19 protein-coding genes are annotated in these 26005 nt (G+C 71.8%); 10 read left to right on the top strand and 9 right to left on the bottom strand.

All coding sequences use genetic code 11. The annotated features are described in order from the left end of the window. Positions 1 to 4 precede the first annotated feature (4 nt). The 4 genes from OG598_RS22230 to OG598_RS22245 all read left to right on the top strand — a co-directional run bounded on the left by OG598_RS22230 (position 5) and on the right by OG598_RS22245 (position 4669). Positions 5 to 805 carry an ABC transporter ATP-binding protein gene (locus OG598_RS22230; RefSeq protein WP_328655402.1) on the top strand — a complete coding sequence of 267 codons (801 nt, stop codon included), beginning with the start codon at positions 5 to 7 and terminating at the stop codon, positions 803 to 805. Beyond that, a complete protein-coding gene (locus tag OG598_RS22235) occupies positions 802 to 2190 on the top strand; it encodes a hypothetical protein (protein WP_328650910.1) in 1389 nt (462 codons plus the stop codon). The genes OG598_RS22230 and OG598_RS22235 overlap by 4 nt, the downstream gene beginning before the upstream one ends. Beyond that, a complete protein-coding gene (locus OG598_RS22240; protein ID WP_328650911.1) occupies positions 2187 to 2801 on the top strand; it encodes a hypothetical protein in 615 nt (204 codons plus the stop codon). The genes OG598_RS22235 and OG598_RS22240 overlap by 4 nt, the downstream gene beginning before the upstream one ends. Positions 2802 to 3040: 239 nt before the next feature. Then, positions 3041 to 4669 (top strand): GAF domain-containing sensor histidine kinase, encoded by a 1629-nt coding sequence (locus OG598_RS22245; RefSeq protein WP_328655403.1) that lies wholly within the window; start codon positions 3041 to 3043, stop codon positions 4667 to 4669. Positions 4670 to 4672: 3 nt separating this feature from the next. On the opposite strand, the gene OG598_RS22250 is transcribed toward OG598_RS22245, so the two are convergent. After that, the gene (locus OG598_RS22250) at positions 4673 to 5311 is read right to left on the bottom strand and encodes a response regulator transcription factor (protein WP_328650912.1); all 639 of its coding nucleotides are present in this window, start codon (positions 5309 to 5311) and stop codon (positions 4673 to 4675) included. A gap of 209 nt (positions 5312 to 5520) precedes the next feature. Here OG598_RS22250 and OG598_RS22255 point away from each other — a divergent pair, with 209 nt between their 5' ends. Next, positions 5521 to 6486: an Acg family FMN-binding oxidoreductase gene (locus tag OG598_RS22255; RefSeq protein ID WP_442931345.1), complete on the top strand. Its 966-nt coding sequence runs from the start codon at positions 5521 to 5523 to the stop codon at positions 6484 to 6486. Positions 6487 to 6661: 175 nt separating this feature from the next. Beyond that, positions 6662 to 7237 carry a hypothetical protein gene (locus tag OG598_RS22260; RefSeq protein WP_328650913.1) on the top strand — a complete coding sequence of 192 codons (576 nt, stop codon included), beginning with the start codon at positions 6662 to 6664 and terminating at the stop codon, positions 7235 to 7237. A gap of 227 nt (positions 7238 to 7464) precedes the next feature. On the opposite strand, the gene OG598_RS22265 is transcribed toward OG598_RS22260, so the two are convergent. Then, positions 7465 to 8454, bottom strand: a complete 990-nt coding sequence (locus OG598_RS22265) for an Acg family FMN-binding oxidoreductase (RefSeq protein ID WP_328655405.1) — start codon at positions 8452 to 8454, stop codon at positions 7465 to 7467. A gap of 288 nt (positions 8455 to 8742) precedes the next feature. Then, positions 8743 to 9909 carry an acyl-CoA dehydrogenase family protein gene (locus OG598_RS22270; RefSeq protein WP_328650914.1) on the bottom strand — a complete coding sequence of 389 codons (1167 nt, stop codon included), beginning with the start codon at positions 9907 to 9909 and terminating at the stop codon, positions 8743 to 8745. 250 nt (positions 9910 to 10159) lie between these two features. Between OG598_RS22270 and OG598_RS22275 the strand changes: the two genes are divergently transcribed. After that, a complete protein-coding gene (locus tag OG598_RS22275; protein WP_328650915.1) occupies positions 10160 to 11587 on the top strand; it encodes a UDP-glucose dehydrogenase family protein in 1428 nt (475 codons plus the stop codon). Positions 11588 to 11738: 151 nt separating this feature from the next. After that, the gene (locus OG598_RS22280) at positions 11739 to 16634 is read left to right on the top strand and encodes an SCO7613 C-terminal domain-containing membrane protein (protein WP_328650916.1); all 4896 of its coding nucleotides are present in this window, start codon (positions 11739 to 11741) and stop codon (positions 16632 to 16634) included. Positions 16635 to 16852: 218 nt separating this feature from the next. Here OG598_RS22280 and purE read toward each other — a convergent pair whose 3' ends face one another. The 6 genes from purE to mca all read right to left on the bottom strand — a co-directional run bounded on the left by purE (position 16853) and on the right by mca (position 24695). Next, positions 16853 to 17344: a 5-(carboxyamino)imidazole ribonucleotide mutase gene (purE, locus tag OG598_RS22285; protein WP_328650917.1), complete on the bottom strand. Its 492-nt coding sequence runs from the start codon at positions 17342 to 17344 to the stop codon at positions 16853 to 16855. A gap of 32 nt (positions 17345 to 17376) precedes the next feature. Then, entirely contained in the window at positions 17377 to 18552 is a 1176-nt protein-coding gene (locus tag OG598_RS22290) for a 5-(carboxyamino)imidazole ribonucleotide synthase (RefSeq protein ID WP_328650918.1), read from the bottom strand. Positions 18553 to 18671: 119 nt separating this feature from the next. Continuing rightward, on the bottom strand, positions 18672 to 20708 hold the full coding sequence (locus tag OG598_RS22295; protein WP_328650919.1) for a thioredoxin domain-containing protein: 2037 nt from the start codon (positions 20706 to 20708) through the stop codon (positions 18672 to 18674). A 52-nt stretch (positions 20709 to 20760) separates the two neighbouring features. Then, positions 20761 to 23292, bottom strand: a complete 2532-nt coding sequence (locus OG598_RS22300; RefSeq protein WP_328650920.1) for a putative bifunctional diguanylate cyclase/phosphodiesterase — start codon at positions 23290 to 23292, stop codon at positions 20761 to 20763. Positions 23293 to 23471: 179 nt separating this feature from the next. Continuing rightward, entirely contained in the window at positions 23472 to 23765 is a 294-nt protein-coding gene (locus OG598_RS22305; RefSeq protein WP_328650921.1) for a hypothetical protein, read from the bottom strand. Positions 23766 to 23813: 48 nt separating this feature from the next. Beyond that, positions 23814 to 24695, bottom strand: a complete 882-nt coding sequence (mca, locus tag OG598_RS22310; protein ID WP_124854725.1) for a mycothiol conjugate amidase Mca — start codon at positions 24693 to 24695, stop codon at positions 23814 to 23816. A gap of 203 nt (positions 24696 to 24898) precedes the next feature. Between mca and OG598_RS22315 the strand changes: the two genes are divergently transcribed. Next, positions 24899 to 25339, top strand: coding sequence for a DUF4307 domain-containing protein (locus OG598_RS22315; protein ID WP_238683186.1), 441 nt, complete (start codon positions 24899 to 24901; stop codon positions 25337 to 25339). A 156-nt stretch (positions 25340 to 25495) separates the two neighbouring features. Then, complete coding sequence (greA, locus tag OG598_RS22320; protein WP_328650922.1) at positions 25496 to 25993, top strand: transcription elongation factor GreA; 498 nt, start codon at positions 25496 to 25498, stop codon at positions 25991 to 25993. Positions 25994 to 26005: the final 12 nt, after the last annotated feature.

Below are 26005 nucleotides of genomic sequence, written 5' to 3' on the forward strand. Positions count from 1 at the left end.
CATGATGCGTACGGTCAGCGTGGCCGAGACCGCCCCGCCCACCTACGCGTGGGCGGTGCACGCCGAGAAGTTGCAGGTCCGGGCCGGCCGACACCTCGCGGTCAACGAGCTCGACCTGAGGTTGGGCACCGGTGTGCACGGGCTGCTCGGCCCGAACGGTGCCGGAAAGACGACGTTGATGCGAGCCCTGGCCACAGTGGTGAAGCCGGCCGGTGGGCGGCTGACGGTGCTCGGCGGCGAGGTCACCGGTAACGCCGACCTCCGCCAGGTACGCCGTGGCCTGGGCTACCTGCCGCAGCACTTCGGCTTCTACCCGCGCTTCACGGTCCGGGAGTTCGTCGAGTACATCGCCTGGCTCAAGGAGATGCCGAAGGCGGTCATCCCTGGCGCGGTGCAGCGGGCCGTCGAACGGGTGGGTCTGGCGGACCGCGCCGACTCCCGGATGAAGACGCTGTCCGGCGGGATGCTGCGCCGCGCCGGCATCGCCCAGGCGATCGTCAACGACCCGGCGGTGCTGCTGCTCGACGAGCCGACTGTCGGCCTGGACCCGGAACAGCGCCTCGACTTCCGCGAGCTGCTGCGGGAGATCGGCCTGGACAGTTGCGTACTCGTCTCCACCCACCTGGTCGAGGACGTCGCGGTGGCCTGCTCCGACGTGGTGCTGATCAGTGAGGGCCGGTTGGTGTGGCAGGGCACCACCGGGCAGCTGATCGAACAGGGTGCGGCCGGCGACGCCGGTGACAGCGCCACCGAACGTGGCTACTCGTCGGTGCTGCGCGCCTACCGGGGGCGGGTGTCGGCATGACGGGACGCATTCTCCGCATCGAACTGCGCCGCTCGGCGGCGCTGGGCACCGCCCTGTTGATACTGGTGAGCGGCGCGGCATTGCTGCTGTCGTCCACCCAGTTCTTCGCGGGGCGGTGGATGCAGCTGGCGGTGATGGCCCGGTCGCTGCTGATGGTGCTGCTGCCGCTCGCGCTGGCCGGTGGGGCGTGGATGGGCCGGCGCGACGCCCGCCACCGGGTCAACGAGTTGTTCGCCAGCACGGTCCGGCCCCGGTGGCAGCGCGTCGTCCCGACCGCCGGCGCTCTCGCGGTCTCGGTGGTGACCGCGTACCTCCTGGTGTTTCTCGTCGCCGCCGGATGGGTGGTGCCGACGTCGAACTACTTCCCGAGCGCGACGATCGTCGTCCTCGCGGTCGGCGTTCCGGCGCTGATCGCCGCGGGGTGGCTGGGCATGGCCGCCGGCCGGGCCGTGCCCCGGGTGATCACCGCGCCGGTCCTCGCCGTGGTCGGGTTCGTCCTGGTGGGGTTGGTGCCGGAACTGGCCATGTCGCCCGCCATGAGCACGGACGTCACGCAGTTCCGCCCGGAACCGGCGGCGGTGCTGCTCGTGCCGGCGATCACCGGCCTGGACGACTTCCAGACGATCGCCACGCGGGTCAGCCTGCTCCAGGCGCTGTGGCTGGTGTCCCTCGCCGCGACCGGCCTGCTGCTGCTCGGCGCGGTCCGTCGTCGCGCGATCGCGTTCGCCGTGCTCCCGGCGCTGCTCGGCGTCGCGGTCGCCCTACCGCTCCTGCCCGTCGGCGGCGCCCGCGGGGCGGCGGTCGTCGACCCGGTCGCCATCGAGCTGGTCTGCGACAACGACGGCCCGCAGGTCTGCGTAACGCGGGCACACGCCGGGCTGCTGCCCGCCGTCGTCGGCCCCGCCCGCCAGGCGCTCGACATGATGGCGGCGAAGCTGCCCGACGCACCGGTCCGGGCGGTGGAGACCCAACAGGTCACCTACTGGGCGCGGCTGGACCCGGACACCGCGCCGGCCCGGCACTCCGCCGACACGATCGTCTTCGACACCCCCACCATCAACCGGGTCGGCCGCGCCGACCTGTCCGGCGACTACTTCCTGCCGTCGCTGCTGGAGGCCGCCTGGCAGCAGGAGTGCGGCGACCAGTCGGTTCGTGGCGACGTGTACCGGGCCCGGATGGTCGCCGCCGCCTGGCTGACCGGTCGACCACCGGCCCCGCAGACCGGATGGGCACCCGAGGAGATGGCGCTGCTGAACAGCGCGTACCAGGCGCTGGTGAGCCTGCCGGAGGCCGAGCAACGACGTCGGATGGCAGCGGTACGCGAGGGCGTACTGGCCTGCCGGGACGACGAGCTGGTGGCGATCCTGCCGGGGGATCAGCAGTGAGGTGGCTCCGGCTGCACCTGCGCTCCCGCCGGGTGCCCGTCGCCCTGACCACAGCGACCTCGTTGATCGCGCTGACCTGGGCGCTGTCGCTGGCCTACACCGACTCGACGACCATCAGCGCCCGGACGGCCAGCCTCGCCATCATGCTGGCGGTGGTCGCGGTCGGCACCACCCTCAGCGGCGCCGACGGTGCCCTCGACCACACCATGGCCGTCAACTGGCCGGTACGCCGCGCCGGGCACCTGCTGCTCGCCGCCACCGCGATTACCGCGCTGCTGTCCCTCAGCATGATCACCGACACGCGCTACGAACCGTTCGCCCTCATGCTGCGCAACACCGCGGGGCTGCTCGGCCTCACCGCGCTCGGCGCCACGGTGCTGGGTGCCGCAGTGGCCTGGACCGCCCCGCTGACCTGGACCCTCATCGCGGTGCTGCCGATGATGGGGCCCAGCCAGGATCTGAAGATGCAGCTCGCCGGCTGGTTGATCCAACCCGCCGGGACCACCGCCGCCACCGTCTGCGCCATGGTCCTGGCCGTGACCGGTCTCCTGGCGTACGCGCTGCGCGGTTGCCCCGTGCGACCGGTGAGCGAGACGGCCCCCGACCGGTGACGGATCCGTCGGTGGTCGGCAGAGCGCGGACCATCGACCGCTTGGGCCGGCCGGCGAGGAGACGGGAATCCCGGATGGCGCGGCACATCGATTCCGTTGGCTGCTCGTAGCATCAGGGAATGGATGCGTCGCACTTTGCTGATGACGGGCACCGCAGGTCCGACGACGACCAGCGGGACGTCCCTCTGTTGGGGCTGAGCCCGCTGTCCCGGGTGCGTCTGGACGAGTTGCTGCAGGAGATGCTCGATCGGGTCGGTGAGGTGGTCACCAGTCGTGAGCGACTACGTGCTCTGCTCGACGCGGTGGTGGCGATCGGCTCCGATCTCGATCTGCGCAGCACGTTGCGACGCATCGTCGAAGCCGCGTGTGAGCTGCTCGGCGCCCGCTACGGCGCGCTGGGTGTGATCGGCCCGGACCGGCTTCTGACGGAGTTCATCACGCACGGTATCGACGCCGAGTCACATGCCCGGATTGGCGACCTACCGCATGGCCGGGGTGTGCTGGGCCTGCTGATCGCCGACCCCCGTCCGGTACGAATGCCGGACATTACCAAGCATCCACAGTCCTACGGTTTTCCGGCGAATCATCCCCCGATGCACAGCTTCCTCGGCGTTCCGATCCGCATCCGGGATCAGGTCTTCGGCAACCTCTACCTGGCGGAGAAGCGGGGCGCGGTCGAGTTCACCGAGGATGACGAAGAGATCGCCGTCGCGTTGGCTGCCGCTGCCGGCGTCGCGATCGAGAACGCTCGGCTGTACGCCGTCGCCCACCGTCGCGAGCGGTGGTTGGCGGCCACCGCCGAGATCACGACCGTGTTGCTGGGTGAGGTCCGCCGCACGGACGCGCTGGGCCTCGTCGCCCGCCACGCTCGCGAGGTCGCAGATGCCGAACTGGTTCTGGTCCTGCTCTACGACGAGGAGGCTGGACAGTTCACCATCGAGGTCGTCGACTCGACCGAGGGAACCGCTCCCCCGCTGGTTGGTGCGGTCCTGCCGGCCGCCGAGACCACCTTCGCCGCTTCGGTGACGGGCCGACGACACACAGCCATCGAGAGCCTGGCCAAGGCTGCGCCCTGGCCCGCTCCGGTCACCGAAGGGCCGGCGGTGGTGTCCCCGCTGTCGGCGGGCGAGACCCTGTACGGCGTGTTGGTCGTGGCATACCCGGCCGGTCGGGTGCGGCAGAGTGACGACGACGTGCCACTGCTGGCCAGCTTTGCCGCGCAGGCGGCGCTGGCGATGGAGCGCGCCCGTGCGCAGGAGGAGCGGGAACTCCTCGTCGTCCTCGAGGACCGTGAGCGGATCGCCCGTGACCTGCACGATGTGGTGATCCAGCGACTGTTCGCCACCGGGTTGCAGTTACAGAGCACCGCACCGCTGATCGCCCGGCCCGAGGTCGGCCAACGGGTCAACGCGGCAGTCGACGAGCTCGACTCCACGATCCGGGACATCCGGCGGGCCATCTTCGAACTACGGACTCCCATGAGTGCCGTCCTGCGGACCGAGATCCGCGATGCGGTTGACGACGCCGCCAGGTCGCTCAGGTTCCGGCCGGCGCTGGAGATGTCCGGGCCGATCGACAGCGCGGTGCCGGACGCCGTACGTCCCGACCTCCTCGCGGTGCTGCGGGAAGCGCTGTCGAACACGATCCGGCACGCGCGCGCCAGCCAGGTCAGGGTGCTGGTCCAGGTCGACGGGCCACGGCTCACCCTCACGGTCGACGACGACGGGGTGGGCACGAGCCCCGACGCTGCCCGCAGCGGCCTGGTCAACCTGCGCGAGCGCGCCCTGGGCCTGGGTGGTGATTTCGCGGTGCAACCAGCCCAACCGCGCGGCACGCGCCTGTGCTGGAGCGTTCCGCTGGGCGAGTGAGGTTCACGGGTGCTGACGGAGCAGCCGGGTGGCCAACACCGCAGCCTGAGTACGCCGTTCCAGCCCCAGCTTTGCCAGCAGGCTCGACACGTAGTTCTTGACGGTCTTCTCGGCGAGGAACATCTTTCCGGCAATCTCGCGGTTGGTCAGCCCTTCGGCTACGTACCCCAGGATCCGGCGCTCCTGCTCGGTCAACATCTCCAGCTCGCGCGGCTGCTCGACGCCGTTGCGGATGCGCTCCAACACCCGCTGGGTCACGGCCGGGTCGAGCAACGACTGGCCCGCGGCCACCCGGCGGACCCCGTCGACGAGGTCGGTGCCGCGGATCTGCTTGAGCACATATCCGTCGGCACCCGCCATGATCGCCGCGAACAGCGCCTCGTCGTCCTCGTAGGAGGTGAGAATCAAACCTCGGATCGACGAGTCCACAGTCCGAACGTCTCGACACACGTCGATGCCACTGCCGTCGGGCAACCGGGCGTCGAGGATAGCCACGTCCGGCCTCAGGGCGGGGATGCGCGCGGTGGCTTCCCGTGCCGACCCCGACTCACCCACCACTTCGATGTCGCCGGCGGAGTGGAGCAGGTCGGCCAGACCACGGCGTACGACCTCGTGGTCGTCGAGGAGGAAGACACGGATCATCTCCCTTTTCTACCGGTGCCGCTCCGGCGGACACAGGGCCGAAGGTCCCGTTGCGCACGGACGTACAGGGACTGGGGCCCGGCCCCTTGGGACGTCCGGCCCTGCCGGCCCGGCCTGGGCCGAGGCGATCGTGGGGGCAGGGCTCAGACCAGAACCTGACCTGGCTGACCTGCGACTCCGCGACTCCGCGACTCCGAGGATGTGTCACCATGATCAGCACCGCGTTCACCCCTGCCGAGCTGCGTCCTGCGGTGTCCGCGGCAATTCGCGCACCGTCACTGCACAACAGCCAGCCCTGGCGGTTCCGGCTCTCCGCCGGTGGGATCGAGGTGCGGATCGATCCGGACCGGCTACTGCCGGCCAGCGACCCCACCCGCTGGGCGGCACGGCTCGGTTGTGGTGCCGCCGTGTTCAACCTACGCCTGGCGCTTGCGGTCACCGGCACACCGCCGGACGTCCACCTCCGCCCGTGCCCACATGACCTGGATGCCATGGCCCGGCTGGTCCCCGGCCGCCCACGGCCCGCCACACCCGCCGAGCGGGACCTGTACGCCGCCATCTTCCGACGGCACAGCAACCGCAGGCCGTTCTCGCCCAACCCGGTCCCGGCGGACGCCCGGTGGCGTCTGATCGAGGCCGCCCGCGCCGAGGGCGCATGGCTGGAGATGGTCATCGGAGCTGGCGCGGTCCAGGCGGTCGCCGAAATCGCTCACAGCGCCAACCGGTTTCTGGAACGCGACTCCGACTACCAGGCTGAGCTGACGCGGTGGGTCCGGGAATCACCCGCCGGTGACGGTGTCCCGATCGAGGCGGGCGGCCCGGTCCCGGAACCACAGGACCTGCTTCCCCAACGGGCTTTCGGGGTACGCGCTCGCGCGCCCGGCCGGAACTTCGAACCCGAACCACTCGTCGCTGTGCTCGGTTCGTACGGCGACAGCGCCACCGACCAGATCGCCGCTGGCCAGGCACTGCAACGAGTGCTCCTCACCGCCACCGACAGCCGCCTCGCCGTCTCGATGCTGTCCCAACCCATCGAGGTCCCCCGGGCCCGCGAGCAACTGCGACTGGCGCTCGGCAAGTACGGCACGCCTCAGATGGTCATGCGGATCGGCTACGGACAGTCAGGTAGGCCGTCCCCGCGCCGGGACGTCGACGAGATGATCGAGTTCGCCTGACCGTGGGCCGCGCCGGCACGAGTGCCTTCTCCTCCGAGCGGGACCGAGGTCCCGGCGAGCAAGGGATTTGGTCCTGCGGCATCGATGCCCAGTGGTCCTACTGGCACCACCCGGAATGCCGTGAACTGTAGTTGAGCGCCGGACGACCGAGCTGGCGGCGAACCTGGAGGATGCAATGACCACCATCGTCCCCCCGCGTCACGACAGGACCCCCCACATCGCGTCGGGGACGGAGGCGGCACGGACCACCGGTGGCGGCGCCACCGCCCGGGCAGTGGCCAGGTACGCCTGGTTCGCCGCCCGGATCGGGATGGGATTCATCTTCCTCTGGGCGTTCGTGGACAAGCTGTTCGGCCTGGGCTACGCAACCCCGGCCGGTAAGGGCTGGATCGACGGCGGCCACCCCACGAAGGGGTTCCTCGCCGGAGCGGAAGGGCCTTTCGCTGGCGCTTACCACAACCTGGCCGGTACCGCGTTCGCCGACACGGCGTTCATGGTTGGTCTGGCCGCCGTCGGCGTCGCCCTGCTGCTGGGAATCGGGATGCGGATCGCCGCTGGCGCCGGGGCGCTGATGCTCACCATGATGTACACCGTCGTCCTGCCCCCCACGACGAATCCCGTCATCGACGACCATCTCATCCTGGCTGTGCTGCTCATCGGAATCGCCGCCGCTGGAGCTGGCACGACCCTCGGCCTCGGCGGCTGGTGGGCCACCACTCCCCTGGTCAAGAAGCTGCCCTGGCTCACGTAGGTCGCCGTGCACGAGGGCCGGCTCCGCCTTGGCGGAGCCGGCCCTCGTCAGGTCGCAGCGGGCGGATCCGGGTGGCCGAGCGCTTCCTGAAACCCCTGACGTTGTCAGGCCGACCCATTGTCACCGGGCGGGCCGGCCGGCGCGCTCCGGAAGGGTTGGAGGACGGGAGCTGGTCCAGGTGAGTGCCGACCGGAGGCGTCTACTCCAAATCACAGCCTGGGCGGGACTCACGCGCCGGACGTGTCAACGATCTGTGCGACCGGCAACCGTGGGGTGTATGGCGGGCCGGCGTGTTCCGAGTCGGCGATCCCGAGCCGAAGCACCAGGTACGGGTGGCCGAGACCGGCCAACAGAGCCCGCAGAGTCTGTCGCGTGCTCGCCACCTCGATGACACCGCTGAGGGGTACGACGGACACGCCGAGTTCGGTGGCCCGTAGCCAGCCGGCCGACAGTGCCTCGCCAGCGCGTAGCCAGTCGCACGGATCGTCCTCGTCGCCGTACAGCACGGCGTAGACGGCCACTCGATCATGTCCTGGGCCGATCGGCAGCGTTCCCGCTCTACCGAAGTCGCGTCCGGGGACTGTGGTCTGCTGCTCCCGCTCGGGAAGCACGTCGGCCGGCAAGCCGGTACCCGCAGGTCGGGCCCGTCCGGTCCAATACTCGATTTCTTCCCGGATCTCGGGTTCGGCGGCCTCGACGGCGGCGGCCCTGGAAGCCGCAGCTGCCAGTTCGAGGATCTGGTCCGACGACAGGGTGTGGATTCGCGCTTCGGGCGACACCGCGTCCTTGATGGCTCGCAGCGCGTCCGCCGGCAGTGGCTCATCGCTGACGGGTCGGCGGTCGGTGTGCCGGAACCGCATCGTCTGCGCCAGGCGAACTGCCTCGGCTGTAACCGGCGTCCTGCCGGTCAGCCTCAGCCGGGCCAGAAGATCAGGCTGCGTGCCGTCGGGTAGCCGCTCGACCTCGGCGGTCCAGCCCTCCGCAGCGAGGGCGACCCGGGCATGGTCCAACGCGGCTCCGCAGCTGACCAGTAGGAGCTGCCCCGGGGCATCGGTCGCGTTCAGTTGCCTGCTGCGTTCAGCGAACAGTTCGAGCCCGTTGGCGACGATCCGCCACCGCCACGGCTGGGTGTTGTGCACCGAGGGTGCGTACCCGGCGGCCGCTGCGGCACTCGCGAGGGCGGTCGCACTCTGTCGCCTACCGGTGTCCTGATTCATCGTTCTCATCCTCTGGGTCAACCTGCGTGCGGTGCGGGCACCCCGGAACCCGTCGTAGCCGACGATGATCGGTCTGGTCGTCATCGTGACTCCCCGCGTCACGCCAACCCAACGCCATCCGACCATGCCGGGGACAGGGACCGTAGGCCCACGTACCAGTGCCATAGGTCCCTTCACCGCACACCGACCGGTCGTCGGGGAGGCCAGGGAGGGCGTCCCGGCTGACCCGGGACGCCCTGACCGTGGTACGACCGCCGCGCCGCGCCGGCCGCTCGGAAGGATCGGAACCTAGACGTCGGCCAGCAGTTGCCGAGCCATGACGATCCGCTGGACCTGGTTGGTGCCCTCGTAGATCTGAGTGATCTTGGCGTCCCGCATCATCCGCTCGACCGGGTAGTCCCGCGTGTAGCCGTAGCCACCGAGCAACTGCACAGCGTCGGTGGTGATCTCCATGGCGGCGTCGGAGGCGAAGCACTTCGCCGCCGCGCCGAAGTAGGTGAGATCGGCGTCGCCACGCTCCGACTTTCCGGCAGCCGCGTACGTGAGCTGCCGGGCCGCCTCGAGCTTCATGCCCATGTCGGCCAGCATGAACTGGATCCCCTGGAACTCGGCGACCGCCTTGCCGAACTGGCGACGCTCGGCCACGTACCCCTTCGCGTAGTCGAGCGCGCCCTGCGCGATCCCGACGGCCTGCGCGGCGATGGTGACCCGGGTGTGGTCCAGGGTCTTCATCGCGGTCGCGAAGCCGGTGCCCTCCGCGCCGATCATCCGGTCGGCCGGGATCCGCACGTTGTCGAGGTAGACCTCGCGGGTGGGCGAGCCCTTGATGCCGAGCTTCTTCTCCGGCGCGCCGAAGCTCACCCCGGCATCGGACTTCTCGACCACGAAGGCCGAGATGCCCCGGGACCGGGCGGACGGGTCGGTGACGGCGAAGACGGTGTAGAACTCGGACACCCCGGCGTTGGTGATCCAGCGCTTCACACCGTTGAGCACCCAGTGATCCCCGTCACGTACCGCCCTGGTGGTCATGGACGCCGCGTCGCTGCCCGCCTCTGGCTCGGAGAGGCAGTACGAGAACATCGCGTCACCGGCCGCGACCGGCGTCAGGTAACGAGTCTTGAGATCGGCGGAACCGGACAACAACAGCGGCATGGTGCCGAGTTTGTTCACCGCCGGGATCAGCGAGGAGGACGCGCAGGCGCGTGCCACCTCCTCGATGACGATGGCGGTGGCCAGCGCGTCCGCGCCCGCGCCGCCGTACTCCTCGGGAATGTGCGGGGCGTGGAAGTCGGCCGCTCGCAGCGCGTCGTAGGACGCCTTGGGGAACTCCCCCATCTCGTCGGCCTCCGCGGCGTGCGGAGCCACCTTCGCGGCGCAGACCTCTCGCACGGCTTCCCGGATCGCCTGGTGCTCCTCGGGCAACCGGTAGACGTCGAACGACTCCCCTGCGGCCATCTCGGCCCTCCCCTTCACCACTATCATGCGCAGTCTGTGACGACTCCTGACCGCCGACCGCGCAGACTGAAGACTAGCGACTGCAGTTCAGGTGATGTTACCGGCGCGTAGGTATGGGCAGGACGGTGCACCTAACGCGCTCAGCGATGATGGAGATTGAGACAGTGAGCCACCCTCCGGTGCCCCGCCCAGGCGCCGCAGCAGAATGCGACGCGGCGACGCGACGCCAGCGCGAGCGGAGAAGACAGGCGTGACGATCCCCTACCCCACCATCCAGCCGACCCCCGCCATCGCCGCGGTGACCCCGCCCTCGGGCGCACCCCGGCCGCGGGTGACGTTCCTTGGGACTGGTTACCTCGGTGCGACGTACGCCATCTGCTACGCCGAACTGGGCTACGAGGTTCTCGGGTTCGACGTCGACGCCGACAAGATCGCGATGCTGAACGCCGGTCAGGTGCCGATCCACGAGCCCGGCCTGGACGAGCTGCTCCGGCGCAACCTCGCCGCCGGCCGCCTCCGGTTCAGCACCGACATCGCCGAGACCGCCGACTTCGGTGACGTGCACTTCATCTGCGTCGGCACCCCCCAGCGGGCCGACGGCATGGGCGCCGACCTGTCGTACGTCGAGGCGTCGGTCACCAGCCTCGCGCAGCACCTGACCCGCAAGGCGTTGATCGTCGGCAAGTCCACCGTGCCGGTCGGCACCGCCGAGTGGGTCGAGCAGCTCGTCGGCAAGCACACCCCGAACAACCTGGACGTCGAGGTCGCGTGGAGCCCCGAGTTCCTCCAGGAGGGCTTCGCCGTCGACGACGTCCTGCGGCCCAACCGGATCGTGGTCGGCGTCAAGAGCGAGTGGGCCAACGGCATGCTCTACGCCGCGCACAAGGGCGTGTTCGACCTGGCCGCCACGGAGGACCGCGAGGTGCCCCTGGTGGTCACCGACTTCTCCACCGCCGAGCTGGTCAAGGTCGCCGCGAACGCCTTCCTGGCCACCAAGATCTCCTTCATCAACGCGATGGCCGAGGTCTGCGAGGCCTCCGGTGGCGACGTCACCCAGTTGGCCCGCGCGATCGGCTACGACCCGCGGATCGGCAACCGGTTCCTCCAGGCCGGCCTCGGCTTCGGAGGCGCCTGCCTGCCCAAGGACATCCGGGCCTTCCAGGCCCGCGCCCAGGAGCTGGGCGCCGGCGAGGCGCTGCGTTTCCTCCACGAGGTCGACCTGATCAACCTGCGCCGGCGTACCCGGGTGCTCCAGCTCGCCGCGGACCTGCTCGGCCGCCGCTCCGGCCCGGCCGGCCCGGACTTCTCCGGCACCCGGATCGCCGTGCTCGGCGCCACCTTCAAGCCCAACACCGACGACGTCCGCGACGCCCCGGCGCTCGCCGTCGCCGCGCTGCTGCACAAGGCCGGCGCCGACGTGCACGTGTACGACCCGCAGGGCACCGAGAACGCCCGCCGCGCGGTCCCCGAGTTGACCTACGAGAGCAGCATCAACGAGGCGGTCAGCGACGCCGACCTGGTCTGCGTCCTCACCGAGTGGGCCGACTTCCGCAACGCCGACCCGGTCGTTCTCGGCGACCTGGTCAAGGGTCGCAAGGTCGTCGACGGCCGCAACTGCCTCGACTCGGCACTGTGGGCCCAGGCGGGCTGGGAGTACCGGGGCATGGGTCGCCCCTGATCCGATCGACGCACCACCGGCCGGCCATCGAGCATCTCGGTGGCCGGCCGGTGTCGTTGTTTGCCCCGGACCCGCCGACAAGAGTCGAAATCCGCGCCAGCATTGGGCATGCTGCGACAGTGGGAGTCCACAGTGCGGGTGGAGGGGTGTCGTGGCGACCTTTCAATGCTCCTCGTGCGGCCGGGAGATCAAGCCGGCCGTCCGATGCCCGCACTGTGGGGCAGATCAACCACAGTGGGTCGAGCACCTGGCCGACATTGAGCGTTCGATAGCGGAGATGAAGGCGCGCGACGCCGCCATCGCCCGCGAGCAGCGGCAGATTGCCGCCAAGATGCAGGCCGCGCTCTTCCAGCGGGACATCCTCGCCCACGCCGGCGAGGAACGGATCAAGCAGGCCACCCGGCCGCGCCGGGTGCTGCGCCGCCGCCCCGGGCGGCGGCCACCGACGGCCACCATGGGACCGCCACCCCGGGTGCCCCGCCAGGGCACTCCGCCCGCCCCGGAGGATCCGCCGCCGCCCCCGCCCCGGGCCGCCTGGCTGGACGTGGACGACCCGGAGCACCCGCCGGAGGCGTCCTCGCGCGAGGTGCAGAACATCCCGCTCGGGCTGGGCGCGCTGCTGCTCGGCGTGGCCGCTGTGGTCTTCGCCGCGGTGGCCACCAGCTCGATGGACGCGCTGGCCCGGCTCGGCATCCTGCTCCTGGCCACCGCACTGATGCTGCTCGCCCCACCGGCACTGGCCCGGCGCGGCCTCACCTCGACCGCCGAGACCATCGCCGCGGTCGGCCTGCTGCTGGTGCCGCTCGCCGGCAACGCCCTCTGGGCGGTGGACCGGATCGGCGTCGGCGGCGGCTCCGGCACCGTCTTCGCCGGGGTGATCTTCGCGGTCACCGCAGCCGTCGCCTTCGGGTACGCCGGTTGGACCGGTCTGCGCGCGCCCCGCTTCGCCACAGTGCTCGCCGCCCAACCGGTGCTGCCCCTGCTGGCGTACGACCAGATCACCGGCCCGGGCGGCTGGGCCCTGGTGCTGGCAGTGGTCGCCCTCGTCAACCTCGGCCTGGCCCGCTCCGGCGTGACAGTCGAACGGCCCGTCCGGCAGGACCTGCCGTCGCCGGGCACGCCGTCCGCGCCCCGCCAACGCGACGCCGAGAGCCGGCCGGAGGGCGACCCGGAGGAGGCCGCCGAGCTGATCGACGCCAGCGGCGGCACCACCGACCCGCGGCCGGCCCGGCCGGTGCCCGGCCTGCGTGAACTGACCTGGTTGCTGCACGCCCTGGCGGTCGCCGTCTCGCTGGCGTACGCGGTCACCGCCCTGCTGCGGGCACAGACCGTGCCGACCGCGACCGGCGCCGGGGTGGTGCTGCTGCTGGCCGCCGTGATCGGGCTGGCCGGCGCGCTGGTGCTGCGTCGCCCGCCGCTGCCGGACGTCGCGGCCGGCATCGTCACCCTGGCGGTGATCGGCTCGCTCAGCCGAATCGCCTCGGTGGCACTCCCCGGCCGGTCGCTGCTGCTGATCGCGGCGGTCATCACGGTGACCGGGCTGGCGGTGCGCGCTGTCCCGGAGGCGGCCCGACGTGGCCCACAGTTGGCCTCCGCGGTGGCGCTGACCGTCAGCGGTCTGGTGGTCGCCGGCGGCGCGCTACGCGCCGGGGTGGCACCGGTCCGGGCCGCACTGCCCGCCTGGAACCCCGACCTCAGCCGGTACCAGGACGAGCTGGCCGCCGCGGTCGGGCCGACCACCTGGCAGCTCGCGGGTGCGGCGTTCCTGCTCACCATCGCGGCGGTGCTGGCCCTGCCCACCGAGATCCGCCGGGAGTTCGCCGTCGCCGGCGCGGCGCTGACCGCGCTGGCCGTCCCGGCGTCGTTCGGTCTCGGCTGGGCGACGGCACCCTGGCCAATGGTGATCACCGCGATCGGCATCGGGGTCATCGGGCTGTCCGCCCGCACCGACCGGGCCGCGGTGGCGCATGCCATCGGGGCGGCCGTGGTCGGCCTGTTCGGCGCGGGTGCCGGCCTGGTCAGCCCCACCCTCACCGCCGCGGTCCTGATCACCCTGTTCGTGGCCGGCACGCTGGTCACGCTGGCGCCCCGGATCCGGATCGCCTCGGCCGCCTCCGACACGGTCACCGCCTGGGCCGCCGGTGGCGCCGCGTTCGCGTTGCCCGGGGCGGTGGCGGCGTTCGTGGCCGCGACCATGCCGAGCGATCCGACCCCCACCCCGGCGAGCCTGCGCGAGGTGACCGTCCCGATCCTGGCGGCCAGCTTCCTGGCGGTCTGCGTGACCCTGGGCTACGCCGCCGTCGTGCAGGTCTCCCAGCGCCACATCCCCGCGCCGCTGTCGGTCGGCACCGGGCTGGGCGCGCTGATGGTCACCGCCGCCGCGTTCGGGGCACCCGGCGCGACAGTCGCCGACGCCTGGGTGGGCGCACTGCTGCTGGTCGCGGCGGTGCTGCTCTTCCTGGCCCCCTCCATCGACGCCGGCCGTCGAGCCGACCTCACCCTCGACGGCTCGGACCTGGCCGCCGCGGCGGTCACCACAGCCCTGATCGCCACGCTGGTACGGATCGGTGCGGTGCTCGCCCCGGGTGGGCAACTGGCGGTGGCCGCCGCCCTGCTCCTGGTGGTCGCCGTGGGCGCCCGCAGCATGCCGGAGGAGTGGCGACGCGGTCCGATCCTCGGCCTCACCGTCGGCGGTGCCCTGATCGGCGTCCTTGCCGGCTGGTCGGCGGTGCGCGGCGGGGTCGGTGTGCTGGCCACCCCCGGCCCGATCTGGAGGGGCGACCTGAGCGACTGGCCGGCCGCCCCCGTCGGCGGTTCCACCTGGCAGGCGCCGGTCGCGCTGGCGCTGCTGGCCCTCGCCGCCGGCATCCTGCTCCCGCCGCCGTGGCGCTGGGACGTGTCCGGCGTGGCGGTGGTGCTCGCGACCATCGGCGCGCCGGCCGCATTCGACCTGGCCTGGTGGTCGCCGGTCCTCGTCGGCGGAATGGTCGCCACCGTGTTCGGCATGGCCGCGGTGGCCACTGAGGAGGCGCGCGCCGGGCTGTCCCGGGCCACAGTGGCCGGGGTCGTCGCGCTGCACGCCGCCGGAGCCGGACTGGTCCGCCCGTGGACCACGGCCCTGGCGCTGGGCAGCATCGCGCTGATCGGCGTGGTGGTGGCCACGCTGGCCCGCGTCCTCGCCGGCCCACAGGTCGCCGACATCGAAACCGAGGGCATGCCGCCGCACCTGGCGCAGATCGGCGGCGCGGCGATCGGTGCCGCCCTGCTGGCCCTCCCCGGTGCGGTGGCGGCACTGTCCGCCGAGTTCGAACACTCGGCGCAGGTGGTGCTGACCGCCGCGCTGGCCGCGACCAGTCTCGGCCTGGCCGCCGTGGCCGCGGTCCGTCGGCTGGTGCCGCAATATCTGCCCTGGGTCAGCGTGGCGGTGGTCGGCGGGGCCACCATCAGCGCCCTCGCCGCCATCCCCACCGGCCTCGCCGCCGGTGTCTACGCGGCCGCCGCCGCCCTGCTCGGCGTACTGGCCGAGCTGATCCGCGCGGCCACCGTGCCTCCCACCGGCGCGGCCCAGCCGGTCCGGCGCTGGGCGGTACGACTCGACGGCGCCCTACGGCGGCTGCCGGACGACCCGGAGCGACGGCGGTGGCGGGTCAACCCGGCAGCGGGTGCGTTGGCCGCGGCGGCGCTGCCGACCGCCCTGGCACTCGCCTCGATCGCACCCGCGCTGGTCACCGCCCTGGTCGAGCCGCACCGCACACTGACCCGAATCTGGCAGGGCCCGCCCCCGGAGCTGCTCACCCCACCACCGGACGTGGTCAACCCGACCCACGTGCTGACGGCGTTGCTGCTCACCGCGACGGCCGCGCTGGCCGCCACCGGGTTCAGCGGCGGGCGACGGTCGCGGGCCGTGCCGGTGGTGCTGCCCGGGGCGGCCGTCACGCTGCTGATCGCACCCATCGCGCTGGGCCAGGGCTGGCCCGCCAGCACCGTCGCCGCGCTCTCCGTCTTCACCATCGCGATGCTCGGTCTCGCACTGACCCCACCGCCGGCGCTGGTCGAGCGGGCCCGCTCGCTGCGGCTGGCCCGGGTGCTGGTGTTCGCCATCGGTCTGGCCGGTGGCAGCGCCGGGCTCGCCGGCAGCCTCGCCGACCGGCAGATGACCCTGTTCACCCTCGGCAGCGCGGTCGGGGTGGGCGCGGTGGCGGCGCTGTTCGGCACCACCCAGCGGGCGCGCATCCTCGGCTGGCTCTTCGCCTCACTCATGGCGCAGCTCTTCGTGCTCACCGCCGGCCTGGTCGCCGGGCTGGCGGCGGTCTGGTCCGCGTTCGGGGTGCTCGCCGTCGGCGCGGTCCTCCAGGTGCTCGCCGCGACCCTGCCCCGGCTGCGCCGCCCGGAGGCGCAGCGGGAGGCCTCCACAGTGGAGTGGACCGGGTACGCTGCCGCGCTGATCGCGTTGGCCCTCGCCTTCGACTCGCCCCGCCACATCGCCGCCCTGCTGGCCGCCTGGGGCGCTGTCCTCGGGGTGGCGGCGACCCGACCCGGTCGCCGGCCGGTGGAACGCCGGATCCTGTTCTGGGCGGTGGTGGTGTGTGAGATCACCGCCTGGTGGATCCTGATGCGGGTCGCCGACGTGGCGTTGCCCGAGGCGTACACGCTGCCGTTCGCCGTGCTGGCCCTCCTCGTCGGAGTCCTGGAGCTGCGCCACCGACCCGACATGAGCAGTTGGGTGGCGTACGGGCCGGCGCTGGTCGCGGCCTTCGTGCCGACGCTGGCGATCGTGCTGGCCACCGAGTCGAGCACGGTGCGGCAGATGCTGCTGCTGCTCGGCGCGGTCGCGGTGCTGATCTTCGGCTCGTCCAGTCGGCAGCAGGCCCCGGTGATCGTCGGCGCGTCGGTCACCGCGATCGCGGCGATCCACGCCCTGTTCAGCCTGGGCCCGTGGCTGGCGCTAATCCCGGTGGGCATCCTGCTGCTGGTGCTCGGCGCGAGCAACGAGCGCCGCCGCCGCGCCCAGGAACGCCTCCAGACCGCCCTGCGCGGCATGAGATAAATCGGAGGGTCCCTGCGGCGTGCGTGAGACTAATCGGAGGGTCCCTGCGGCGTGCGTGAGTGGGGGCGGTGAGTGGGCCGGGTTCGTGGGCTGGCCCGCGTCGCCGCGCTCGATCTTGCACTTTCTGTTGCGGCATAGGGGGCAAAAGCCGCGAAGCAACGACCGAAAGTGCAAGATCGCGGGTGGGGTGGGGTGGGGCGGGGTGGGGCTCGCGGAGGCTAGCGCAGGGTTGCCTGGAGGGCGGCTTCCTTTGTTGCTACCAGCTTCTCCAGGTCCTGCTGGTAGGTCGTCATCTTGGCGCGCAGGCCCTCGTCGGCGGCACCGAGGATCCGTACGGCGAGCAGGCCGGCGTTGCGGGCGTTGCCGATCGACACTGTGGCGACCGGGATCCCGGCCGGCATCTGCACGATGGACAGCAGCGAGTCCATGCCGTCGAGGTGCTTCAGCGGCACCGGCACACCGATCACCGGCAGCGGCGTCACCGAGGCCACCATGCCGGGCAGCGCGGCGGCGCCTCCCGCCCCCGCGATGATCACCTTGAGGCCCCGGTCGGCGGCGTCTCGCCCGTACTCGATCATCGCGACCGGAGTCCGGTGCGCCGAGATCACCCGGACCTCGTACGCCACGCCGAAGTCGTCCAGCACCTCGGCCGCGGCCCGCATTGTCGGCCAGTCCGAGTCGCTGCCCATGATCAAGCCAACCGTGCTCACTGCGGCCCTCTCCTCGTTCCCGAAACCGTGACTCACTCGTGGCCCTCGCGCAGCCAGCGCGCGGCCCGTGCGGCCCTCGCCCGCAGGTCGTCCAGGTCGTCACCGAGCACCGTGACGTGCCCGATCTTGCGGCCAGGTCGCACCTGCTTGCCGTACAGGTGCACCTTGGCACCCGGCTCGGCGGCGAAGAGGTGGTGCAACCGCTCGTCGATCGACATCCCGCCCGGCTCACCGCCGAGCACGTTCGCCGACACCACCACCGGTGCGGTCAGCGCCGTGTCACCCATCGGGTAGTCCAGCACGGCCCGCAGGTGCTGCTCGAACTGGGAGGTCCGGGCACCCTCGATGGTCCAGTGCCCGGAGTTGTGCGGACGCATCGCCAGTTCGTTGACCACGATCGCGGGTCGGCCGGCGTCGTCGCGCACCTCGAACAGCTCCACCGCCAGCAGGCCGATCACACCGAGCGCTGTGGCCAGGTCGATGGCGAGCTGCTGAGCGGAGACCGCCAGCTCCTCGTCCAGGCCGGGCGCCGGGGCCAGCACCTCCACGTTGATGCCGTCGCGCTGCACGGTCTCGACCACCGGGTACGCGGCCACCTGACCGAACGGCGAACGGGCCACCTGCACTGCCAACTCTCGCCGCAGCGGCACCCGCTCCTCGACGATCAGCCGGGTGCCGCCGGCGAGCAGCGTGGTCGCCAACTCGGTGGCCTGGGCGGCGTCGTCGACCATCCAGACGCCCCGGCCGTCGTACCCACCCCGGGCCGCCTTGAGCACCACCGGCCAGCCGACCTGCTCGCCGAAGCCGACCAGGTCGGCGGGCTCCCCGACCGGCCGCCAGGCCGGGTTGGGCGCACCCAGCTGGGTCAGGCGTTCCCGCATGACCTGCTTGTCCTGGGCGTGCAGCAACGCGTCCGCCGGCGGGTAGAGGGGCACCCCTTCGGCCGCCAGCGTGCGGATGTGCTCGGAAGGTACGTGCTCGTGGTCGAAGGTGACGACGTCGCAGCCCTTGGCGAAGGTGCGCAGCGCGGCCAGGTCGGTGTGGTCGCCGTACTGGACGTCGGCGGCGACCAGCGCCGCGCCGTCGTCGGGGGCGGTCGCGAGCACACGCAGTGACTGGCCGAGGGCGATCGCGGCCTGGTGGGTCATCCGGGCCAACTGGCCGCCACCCACCATGCCGACAACTGGCAGACCGGTACGGGAATCCATAGCGCGGCCAGCCTATCCGGGCCGCCGACGGGCCCACCGGGAGGGCTGGCGACGCGGCTCGGAAGTGCTGGCGGGAGCACCCGGTGGGCGGCGCGGGCGACTACCGGGCGTGGCCGTACTCAGCCCAGCTCGGCTACCAGCTCCTCGACCGAGGTGACCGGCCGCTGGCAGACGAAACCCCGGCAGACGTACGCGGCGGAGCGTCCCTCGACCAGCGGACGGTCGGCGAGCAGCGGCACACCCGGCTGGTCCGGACGCCCGGCGACGACCACCGCTCCGGGCGGCGCGTGCCGGCGGGCGGCGGCCACCAGGGGGTCGCCGGCCGGGTCGTCGGTGACCACGGCGATCTCGTACGGCCCGGACAGCAACGCCTCGCCGACGGTGGCCGCGTACCCGGTGAACCGGGGGTGCTTACCGACGATCGGCGCGACAGTGCCGAGGGCAGCCTCGGCGGCCTCCCGGTAGCGCGTCTCCCCGGTCAGCGCCGAGTACGCCACCAGCCCGGCGATCAACGCCGACCGGCCGGACGGGGTGGCGTTGTCGGTCGGGTCGGCCGGCCGGGCGACCAGCCGTTCCGCGTCGTCGGCGGTGTCGTAGAAGGCGCCACCGGGCGCGGCGAAGTGCGCCAGGGCGGTGTCCAGCAACTCGCCGGCCAGTGTGAGCCAGCGGCCTTCGCCGGTGAGCTGGTGCATCGCGCAGAAGGCCTCGGCCACACAGCCGTAGTCCTCCAGGACACCGGCCGGCTCGCCGACCTTGCCGTCCCGGGAGACCCGACGCAGCCGGCCGTCCACCAGGTGCACGGTGGCCAGGTGCTCGGCGGCCTGGCGCATCGCCCCGTCGGCGACGATGGTGACGCCGTCCATCAGATTGGCGTCCTCGTCCTTCGGGGACGCGTACACGGCGGCGACCTGCTGGAACTCGGCAATGGCGGTGATCGCCAGACCGTTCCAGGCGGCCACCACCTTGTCGTCGAGGGCCGGCTGGGGGCGGGTGTCCCGGGCGGCGAGCAGCCGCCCGACCACCTGCTGCCAGCGGGCACGCACCTCGGGCGCGGCATCGTCCACGTCCCTGGCCAGCTTGAGCACGCTCATGCCGTGTTCAAAGGTGCCTTCTTCCGTGACGGTGAACAGGTCGGCGGCGAACCGGCCGTCCTCCTCGCCCAACGCCTCCACGAGTTGGGCGGGCGTCCAGGCGTAGGTGAGCCCCTCGACGCCCTCGGTGTCGGCGTCCAACGCGGACGCGAACCCCTGCCCCGGCCGGTGCAGCTCGTCGGCGAGGAACCGGGCGGTGTCCCGGGCCACCCGGCGGGCCAGCGGGTCACCGGTGAGTCGCCACAGCTGGGTGTAGACCCGCAGCAGCAGCGCGTTGTCGTAGAGCATCTTCTCGAAGTGCGGCACCGTCCAGTGCGCGTCCACCGAATAGCGGGCGAAGCCGCCCGCGAGCTGGTCGTAGATGCCGCCCCGGGCCATCGCCTCGGCCGTGTGCCGGGTGATCTCCAGGCTGCCCGGGTCACCGGTGCGCTGGTGGTGGCGCAGCAGGAAGAGCAGGTTCATGTGCGGCGGAAACTTCGGGGCGCCACCGAAACCGCCGTTGGTGGCGTCGTACTCGCCGGCCAGCTTCGCGGCCGCCGCGTCGAGCAGCGGGGCGTCCAACGGCGCGGTGGGGCCGCCCACGGCCTGCGCGCCGCCGATCGCCTCGACCACTGCGGCGCCCTGGCCCAGCACCGCCTCGCGCTGCTCCCGCCAGGCGGTGGCGACCGACTGGAGCAACTGGACGAAGTTGGGTCGCGGGAAGTAGGTGCCGCAGAAGAACGGGGTGCCGTCCGGGGTGGCGAAGACGGTCATCGGCCAACCGCCCTGGCCGGTCATCGCCTGGGTGGCGGTCATGTAGATCGCGTCCACGTCCGGACGTTCCTCACGATCCACCTTGATCGACACGAAGTTGTCGTTCATCAGGGCGCCGACCTGCTCGTTCTCGAACGACTCGTGCGCCATGACATGGCACCAGTGGCAGGCCGCGTAGCCCACCGAGATGAGCACCGGAACGTCCCGCCGCTTCGCCTCGGCGAACGCCTCGTCCGACCACGGCCACCAGTCGACCGGGTTGTCGGCGTGCTGAAGCAGGTACGGGCTGGTGGCGTCGACGAGTCGGTTCACCTGACGACCATAGCCAGCCCTGGCGCGGACCGCGCGGGCTCCACCCGGACGGTCAGGACGCGCCGTCGGCGCGGAGCCGGAACACGTTCGACTCCGCCGAGTCGCGCAGCGACCCCAGCACCGCGCCGATCTTGTCGGCCGGCATCGGCTTGAAGAAGTGGTAGCCCTGCGCGGACGTGCAACCCAACTCGGCCAGGGCCATTCGCTGCTCGGCGGTCTCCACCCCTTCGGCGACCACCCGCAGCCCCAACTCGTGAGCGAGGCCGACCGTCGTCCGGACGATCGCGGCGGCCTCCGGCGAGTCGGCCATCCGGATGACGAAGGAACGGTCCACCTTCAACTCGTCCACAGCGATCCGGGTGAGGAAGGTCAGCGACGAGAAGCCGGTGCCGAAGTCGTCGACAGCGAGTTGCACGCCCATCGACCGGAGCGTCGCCAGCACCTCGTCGATGACCTCCAGCTCGCTCATCACCACCGTCTCGGTGATCTCCAGAACGAGCCGGCGCGGCGGCACCTGGTGGCGGCGCAACGCCTCGGCGATCTCCGCCGGCAACCGGGGGTCGAGCAGGCTGCGCGCCGAGAGGTTGACCGAGATCGGGACGTCCAACCCCTCCCGGGCCCAACTGGCGGCCACGCTGAGCGCCTTGTTCAGCACGTAGCGGGTGAAGGCGCCGAGCTGCTCGCTGTTTTCCACAGGTCGGATGAAGTCGGCCGGGTTCAGCCACCCACGCCGGGGGTGCTGCCAACGGATCAGCGCCTCCACCCCGGTGGGCGCACCCGTGGCCAGGTCCACCGCCGGCTGCAACGCCAGCACCAGCTGATCGTCGACCTTCAACGCCTCACGCAGCTCGGCCAGCAGGGCGAGCTGGTCGGTGCTGGCCGCGTCGCGTGCGCCGTCGTACGCGGCGACGTTGCCGCCGCCCTCCTTGGCCTGGTACATCGCGATGTCGGCCCGACGCAGCAGCTCGGTCAGGTCCGCGGTGCCCGCGGCGGCCACCACCACCCCGACCGAGACCTCGATGGACATCCGTACGCCGGCCACCTCGGTCGGTGCGGCCAGCCGTTCGGCGATCTCGCGGGCCTGGCGCAACGCGTGGGCCATCGGGGCGGCCCGGTCGCCGAGCACCGGCACCGCCGTGAGCAGCAGGGCGAACTCGTCGCCGCCCAGTCGACCGAGCAGGTCACCGGCGCGGACCAGCGCGTTGAGTCGGTTCGCGGTCAGTCGCAGCAGCTGGTCACCGGCCGCGTGGCCGAGGGTGTCGTTGACTTCCTTGAACTGGTTGATGTCCAGCAGAAGCAACGCCACCGGGTGGTCGTGGCTGAGCTGTCGCAGCGACTGGTCGCCCTTGCTCAGCATCGCCGCCCGATTGGCGAGCCCGGTCAGCGGGTCGTGCACCGCCTCGTACGACGAACGGGCGGTCACCAGCCGCAGCTCGTGGTGGGTCGCGGCGTCGTGCAGCGCGGCGGCGAGGGCGTCGCCGAACGCGGCCACCGCGTCACGTTCCCGGGCCGTGGGCGGGGCCGAGCGGGGGAACCGCACCCGCAGTCGACCGACCGGCGTGGCGCCGACCGACAGCGCCCGGCTCAGCTCGTGCTCGTCCGGCTCCGACTGGTCCGGTGGGCCGGTCTCCCGGTCGACCAGCTGACCGCCGGCGTCGCCTCGGTAGCGGTGCCACCGCCCGTCGGCCCGGGCCACGTCGACGTCCACCAGCTCGGCGTTGAACAGCGTCAGCGCCCCGGTGACCGCCGCGCTGGCCACGCCCCGCTCGTCGAGCTGGTTGAGGGCCGCGGTGGCCTCGGCGAAGGCACGCCAGGTGCGGCGCTCCTGATCGGAGCGCAGCCGGTAACGGTAGGTCTGCTGCAACAGCCACAGCAGCGGCGGCAGCAACAGCAACCAGCGTGGGTCGAGTTCCAGCAGGGCGACCACCACGAGGCCGACCGCCACGTTGCCGACGAACATCAGCAGCTTGCCGCGCAGCGCGGCGAGCAGCGGCGGCCCGATCGGCAGCCCGTGCCGCAGGCCCAGCGTCACGCCGCCGAGCCAGGCGGTCACCAGGAGGTACGTCACCGAACCGGCGATCACGGCCAGCGCCAGGATGGGGGTGGGTGGCGAGAGCAGGGGCCGCCCGAGCGCGGTGGTCACGGAGACGGCCAGTGCCGACGCGGCGGCCAGCGACGCGGCGATCCGGAGGATCTCCAGGGCCGGACGGCGGTCGTTGTGCAGTGACAGCAACGTCCAGGCCAGCCCGGTGCCGAGCAGCGTGGCGGACGGGAGCCAGCCGGCCGGAGTCAGGTAGAGGCAGACGATCAGGGCCGCCTCGCCCCAGGTGATGCTGACCATGCCCGCGGCCGAGCGGAATCGCAGCCGGGCGAGCTGGGCGAGGGCCAGGACGGCGACGGCGATGCCGAAGCGGGCCGGACCGCCGAGGGGGTCGTCGGCCGGCAGCCGGACCGGGAGGGTCAACCCGACAGCGGCGGCGGCCAGGGCGGTCAGCGTGACGGCGGCGGTGAGCACGAGCAGCCGGCCCGGTGTGCCACGCACCCCGAGCCGATCGAACGGGTCGTCGGCCGGACCGGAGGTCATCGACCTCCCCCGTCAGCCGACCGACCGACGTCGCGGTGGGCGGCCGGTGCTGTGCTGGTCATCGGCGCCCCCTCCCGCACACGGCTCGGAGACTTTTGGTCCCCCCGGCGGAAGGCTAAGCCAAACCGGGTGGCCGCAACAGGGGGCGACCACCCGGTTCGGCGTGATTCACGCGCGGACTACCCGTTCAGGTGCTGCTGGTGCCCGTTGGGAGCGGGCGTGGATGAATCACGCCCGCCGGTCCCGTCTGTCGGATCGACGACTGCCGCATCGGCCCTGGTCGGGTCGGTCGGCCCGGACTGCTGAGGGAACCGGTCCGGCAGACGGCGCAGCCGAGCGTTCATGTTGCGGATCAGCAGGATGGTCGCGGTGGCCAGCAGCAGGATGAGGAAGAGGCCCATCGGCCCGGCCAGACCACCCGTGCGGGTGTCCCCGAAGTTGTTCTCCGCGAGCACCTGGGCAGTGGTCAGCATGGCGTTCCTCCGATGTGCGGTTGGTAACCAGGGTAGCCCCGCCGGGAATCAGCGCGCGTGCGCCGTCTCCCGCACTCCCGCGAAGAGATCGGACTCGGGCAGCGGGCTGTCGACCATCGAGCGGGCCAGCTCGTAATCCTCGGTCGGCCAGGCCCGCTTCTGAAGCTCCATCGGCACGTGGAACCAGAAGCCGTCCGGGTCGACCTGGGTGGCGTGGGCGCGCAGCGCGTCATCACGGACCGGGAAGTATTCGGCGCATTCGACCCGGGTGGTGATCCGCGGGCCCTTGTCGGGGCGGTCCTCCCACCGCTTGAGCCACTCCTCGTAGGGCGACTCCAGACCGGCGGCCAGCATGCCCTCGTGCAGGGCCATGATCTTGCCCTTGGAGAAGCCGATGTCGTAGTAGAGCTTCAGCGGCTGCCAGGGCGCGCCCAGCTCCGGGTAGCGCTCCGGGTCACCGGCGGCCTCGAACGCGGCCACGCTCACCTTGTGGCACATGATGTGGTCCGGGTGCGGGTAGCCACCCTCCTCGTCGTACGTGGTCACCACGTGCGGACGGAACTCACGCATCAGCCGCACCAGCGGGCCCGCGGCGACCTCGACGTCCTGGAGGGCGAAACAGCCCTCGGGCAGCGGCGGCAGCGGATCGCCCTCGGGCAGGCCCGAGTCGACGAAGCCCAGCCAGGCCTGGTCTACGCCGAGGATCGCCCGCGCGGCGTCCATCTCGGCACGCCGGATCTCACCGATGTTGGCCCACACATCGGGTCGGTCGAGCTTGGGGTTGAGCACGCTCCCGCGCTCGCCACCGGTGCACGTCACGACCAGGACGTCCACCCCCTGGGCGACATATTTCGCCGTCGTCGCCGCGCCCTTGCTCGACTCGTCGTCCGGGTGCGCGTGCACGGCCATGAGACGCAGTTGCTCTGCCAACTTCGGCGCTCCTCGTCTGTGCCGGACGGTGGACCCGACCGGGCTCGACCGGCTGACCTGCCGGGATCTTTCCTCACCGCACCCTGTCACCGGCCGCCAGCGCCGGGCATGACCTGCCATTCCTGCCGCTGGACCGGGTGGGAGGATGGGGCTCTGTCATTCTTGCCGATGCCGCCGACAACAACGCCAGGAGATACCCGCCGGTGACCGAGACGCACGCCACAATTTCACCAGGCGCTCCGGTATTTCCGGCCGGGCGCTACGGCCGCCGTCGGGCACCGGGCGGAAAGCGCCGCCGTACGCTGCTTGCCGCGCTGGCACTGTTGGCCCTCGTCGCGACGCTGACCGTGATCTCGGTCCGGCTCTACCGCCAGTACGGCGACCCGGTCTACGACGCCCAGGTGATCACGTACACCGACATCACGGACAAGCAGGTGCTTGTCGACTTTCGGGTGACCGTTCCGCCCGGTGGATCAGCGGTCTGCGTGCTGCGCGCCCGGGACCGCGCCGGCGCCGAGGTCGGCCGCGAACAGGTCACGGTGACCGCCGATCCCGGGGATCGGCACGTCACGACCCAACACCGCCTGGCCACCACCGCGCGGCCGTTCATCGGTGAGGTACTGCGCTGCCGAGCACCGTCCTGAGCTGCTCGAACAGCACCGAAAGCGGGGCCGACGGGGCGCCTACGGGCGGTGTGGGATCCGGACACCGGCGGTGATGGCCGACACGCTGTGTCGTACCGCACTGGTAACTTGGTAGTTCACCTGTCAGCCAGCCACGCACAACTGAGGAGAACGCCTGTGTCCACTGGCAACGAGGCGCCCGCCACCTGGCTGTCGCAGGACGCGTACGACCGCCTCCAGGCCGAGCTCGACGAGCACATCGCCAACCGTCCGGCGATCGCAGCCGAGATCAACGCTCGGCGCGAGGAGGGCGACCTGCGGGAGAACGGCGGCTACCACGCCGCCCGCGAGGAGCAGGGCAAGGCCGAGGGTCGCATCCGCTACCTGCAGGAGCTGCTGCGCACCGCGAAGGTCGGCGAGGCCCCCACCGCCGACGCGGTGTCGCCGGGCATGGTGGTGACGATCTACTTCGACGACGACGCCAACGACACCGAGACCTTCCTGCTCGGTTCCCGGGAGATCGCGGCCACTACCGACCTGACCGTCTACAGCCCCGAGTCCGCGCTGGGCAAGGCGATCCTCGGCGGTCGAGCCGGGCAGACCTGCACCTACACGGCGCCCAGCGGCGCCGACATCAAGGTGACAGTGGTCAGCTTCGAGCCGTTCTCCGGCTGACAGTCGCCGGTC

The organism is Micromonospora sp. NBC_00330 (genome assembly GCF_036136635.1).
In the GTDB taxonomy this organism is placed as follows: Bacteria; Actinomycetota; Actinomycetes; order Mycobacteriales; family Micromonosporaceae; genus Micromonospora; species Micromonospora salmantinae.

Excerpts from the sequence above, each read along its gene's own strand:
- OG598_RS22270 (WP_328650914.1), bottom strand. The coding sequence starts at position 9,909 with ATGGCCGCAGGGGAGTCGTTCGACGTCTACCGGTTGCCCGAGGAGCAC.
- OG598_RS22260 (WP_328650913.1), top strand. The coding sequence starts at position 6,662 with ATGACCACCATCGTCCCCCCGCGTCACGACAGGACCCCCCACATCGCG.
- OG598_RS22305 (WP_328650921.1), bottom strand. The coding sequence starts at position 23,765 with ATGCTGACCACTGCCCAGGTGCTCGCGGAGAACAACTTCGGGGACACC.
- OG598_RS22230 (WP_328655402.1), top strand. The coding sequence starts at position 5 with ATGCGTACGGTCAGCGTGGCCGAGACCGCCCCGCCCACCTACGCGTGG.
- OG598_RS22265 (WP_328655405.1), bottom strand. The coding sequence starts at position 8,454 with ATGAATCAGGACACCGGTAGGCGACAGAGTGCGACCGCCCTCGCGAGT.
- OG598_RS22245 (WP_328655403.1), top strand. The coding sequence starts at position 3,041 with ATGCTCGATCGGGTCGGTGAGGTGGTCACCAGTCGTGAGCGACTACGT.
- OG598_RS22290 (WP_328650918.1), bottom strand. The coding sequence starts at position 18,552 with ATGGATTCCCGTACCGGTCTGCCAGTTGTCGGCATGGTGGGTGGCGGC.
- OG598_RS22235 (WP_328650910.1), top strand. The coding sequence starts at position 802 with ATGACGGGACGCATTCTCCGCATCGAACTGCGCCGCTCGGCGGCGCTG.
- OG598_RS22300 (WP_328650920.1), bottom strand. The coding sequence starts at position 23,292 with ATGACCTCCGGTCCGGCCGACGACCCGTTCGATCGGCTCGGGGTGCGT.
- OG598_RS22250 (WP_328650912.1), bottom strand. The coding sequence starts at position 5,311 with ATGATCCGTGTCTTCCTCCTCGACGACCACGAGGTCGTACGCCGTGGT.
- OG598_RS22255 (WP_442931345.1), top strand. The coding sequence starts at position 5,521 with ATGATCAGCACCGCGTTCACCCCTGCCGAGCTGCGTCCTGCGGTGTCC.